Genomic DNA, 2,304 nt, shown 5'->3' with positions numbered 1-2,304 from the left:
TGCCCCCGGTCTGGAACCTTAAGTCTTGAGCTGGCAAGCCTATGTATTTTTTCTTGCACTTCTCTGCATTTTTTGCTTGCAAAAAACACCTTGCTTGGAAAAGTGACAATCTATCACCAACTGTACATGCGTTTATTGATCTAATGAAAAAATCTGTCATTCCACTCTTTAACCAGCATGATTGGAATGATCTCTTTTAGGTCAAGCAAACCGTTAAATGTGGGGGACACCAACATGAGTAAAGCGAGAACTCATTGGTGAACCATACAGAGTTTGAGTTCCATTTTAAGTCCAAATAATTGTATAAACATGAAAAGACTGATCTGGCATCAAAAATTTCAAAGAGGACAAATATAATTTCTATCTTTAGCTCAGTAAGTGCCTATATAATTCCTAGAAGAGAGTTAAATAATGTAGAGGAACAAGAACTTATCTTAAATCAAAGTTAACACACATTGAGAAAGAAACAGTAAGGTAAAAAAGAATTGATACTTCTGCCACAAAAGGAATCAAAAAGAGACATCATTCTTAATATTTTCATTCTTCTGATGGTGCCGTGTAGATGCGGCATGGTTGTCTCTCACTCATGGAAGAACGAATGAACTTCCATCATCTGTAGTGCCGTGAAATGCAGCATGGGTGGCTATGATTCAAAAAGTTATTATCAACAAAAAGGTGGGGGTAATAGTGTTAGACAAGAAAAAAGTAGGAAATATATTAGGTGTCACGTCTTTGTTTCCTGTAATCATAAGTATCATTATTTTCTATGTTGAAAGAGGTCCAGATGCTGATGTTTATTTCGTGATCACAATTTATGGCATCTTATCAATTATTGGTATTTTATTCGCTGTGTTCTCGTGGTTGATGACGAAACGTTTCTTTCTGCCAATTATCAGCTTGATAGGAAATGGAGCGGTTTTGGCCATTGCTTTTCTTTTGCTATTGGCAATGGGGATTAGTGAACCATAAAAAAATATTCTTATTCAAAGATTCTGCCCGTAGTTGCAATCTTTCTTTTTCTCCTGTAAATACACAAAAGTAGGTGGCATATAAAAATGGAAATGAGTAAGTTTATACTTCTTGGCGATATATTGATTATGAAAGTAAAGATTGATGGCGTTGATTATACATTTAGCATTAGGTGGAAAGCACCGAAGAAACCTTATGATGAAACTTGGGAACTTGTATCATATGCGAAAAATTCGACTGGTGAAAAAGATTTAAGTGAAGAACAAATTAAGAAGTTTATGGATACAGTTAATCCTAAAATGAATTGGAATATAGCAGATTTTCAAAAGTAAACTTCTTGAACTAACGGGTGTAATGAAAAATGCTCATCTACAGTGAAATGGTTGTAGTTTTGAAAGGGTTTATTTTACACGAAGGAAAAGTATTAATTGTACAACGCGCTAATGATGACGAAGTGGGCGGCGGAACGTGGGAGTTAGTCGGAGGGCAAATATACTTTGGAGAAGATTTAGAAGCGGCGCTGTTGCGAGAAATCCAAGAAGAAGTTGGATTGGATGTGACGGTGGAGCGGATTTTATATGCGACGACGTTTCAAACGCACGCAACGCAGCAAGTCGTCATTCTTACATACTTATGCAAAAGCGATCATCATGAAGTTGTTCTTTCGGAAGAGCATATCGATTATTGCTGGTCGACTAAAGAGAGAGTGCGTGAACTGCTGCCTCCGGCCATTCTTCACGACTTTGAAAGAAATGACGTGTTTTCGTTGGAAGAATGGGTATAGAGTAGAGATGGAAGATAGCTAAATGAGTTCAGTTCATGCCGAGTAAGATCCGCGGACCGCGCTATCCAAACAAGATGGTTTGACGGATTGATAAAAGATCAGGTGCTTTTTATCGGGTCACAATCTCAACTTCCAACACACAAACCATATCTACCAATTGCTTAATAAAATATTAATCGGGAGCTGATTCAGATGAGGGCATCACAGGAATTTATAAAGAAATTAGAAGAATTGTATCAAATCTATGAGAATGAGGTAAAAGAAAAATGGAAAGAAGGTCTGTTAGCTGATGACACGGCAAAGACATATCTGTGTCATTCGAGAAACTTTGTAAAATGGTGCCGAAATGAATTTGTTCCAGGTGGAAGAAACGAAAAGAAATAGTTGCAGTCACCATTGAAGTTGAAAAAGATTTCATTGCATCTGATGATGAACAATTTGATGAATATGTAAAATGGGAAGCTTCAGTTAATACAAGCTAAATTAGTATCTGCATATATCTCTATAAAATTTAGGTGAATCGTAATCTGATGTTAGATAACGAATATACG

Annotated in this window: 4 protein-coding genes; all 4 read left to right on the top strand. The window is 36.6% G+C overall.

What is annotated here, in order from left to right; genetic code table 11:
* Positions 1 to 645 precede the first annotated feature (645 nt).
* The 4 genes from GZ1_RS17595 to GZ1_RS17580 all read left to right on the top strand — a co-directional run bounded on the left by GZ1_RS17595 (position 646) and on the right by GZ1_RS17580 (position 2,137).
* Positions 646 to 969: a hypothetical protein gene (locus GZ1_RS17595; protein ID WP_216367745.1), complete on the top strand. Its 324-nt coding sequence runs from the start codon at positions 646 to 648 to the stop codon at positions 967 to 969.
* Between the two features lie 86 nt (positions 970 to 1,055).
* On the top strand, positions 1,056 to 1,301 hold the full coding sequence (locus GZ1_RS17590) for a hypothetical protein (RefSeq protein ID WP_020755374.1): 246 nt from the start codon (positions 1,056 to 1,058) through the stop codon (positions 1,299 to 1,301).
* A gap of 29 nt (positions 1,302 to 1,330) precedes the next feature.
* Complete coding sequence (locus tag GZ1_RS17585; protein WP_060789005.1) at positions 1,331 to 1,753, top strand: NUDIX hydrolase; 423 nt, start codon at positions 1,331 to 1,333, stop codon at positions 1,751 to 1,753.
* A 192-nt stretch (positions 1,754 to 1,945) separates the two neighbouring features.
* A complete protein-coding gene (locus tag GZ1_RS17580; RefSeq protein ID WP_020755372.1) occupies positions 1,946 to 2,137 on the top strand; it encodes a hypothetical protein in 192 nt (63 codons plus the stop codon).
* Positions 2,138 to 2,304 lie beyond the last annotated feature (167 nt).

The organism is Geobacillus zalihae NBRC 101842 (genome assembly GCF_001544135.1).
Taxonomy (GTDB): Bacteria; Bacillota; Bacilli; order Bacillales; family Anoxybacillaceae; genus Geobacillus; species Geobacillus zalihae.
This window is presented reverse-complemented; position numbering and strand designations above follow the sequence as displayed.

Coding starts and splice junctions, on each gene's coding strand:
- GZ1_RS17595 (WP_216367745.1), top strand. CDS start 646: ATGATTCAAAAAGTTATTATCAACAAAAAGGTGGGGGTAATAGTGTTA.
- GZ1_RS17585 (WP_060789005.1), top strand. CDS start 1,331: ATGCTCATCTACAGTGAAATGGTTGTAGTTTTGAAAGGGTTTATTTTA.
- GZ1_RS17580 (WP_020755372.1), top strand. CDS start 1,946: ATGAGGGCATCACAGGAATTTATAAAGAAATTAGAAGAATTGTATCAA.
- GZ1_RS17590 (WP_020755374.1), top strand. CDS start 1,056: ATGGAAATGAGTAAGTTTATACTTCTTGGCGATATATTGATTATGAAA.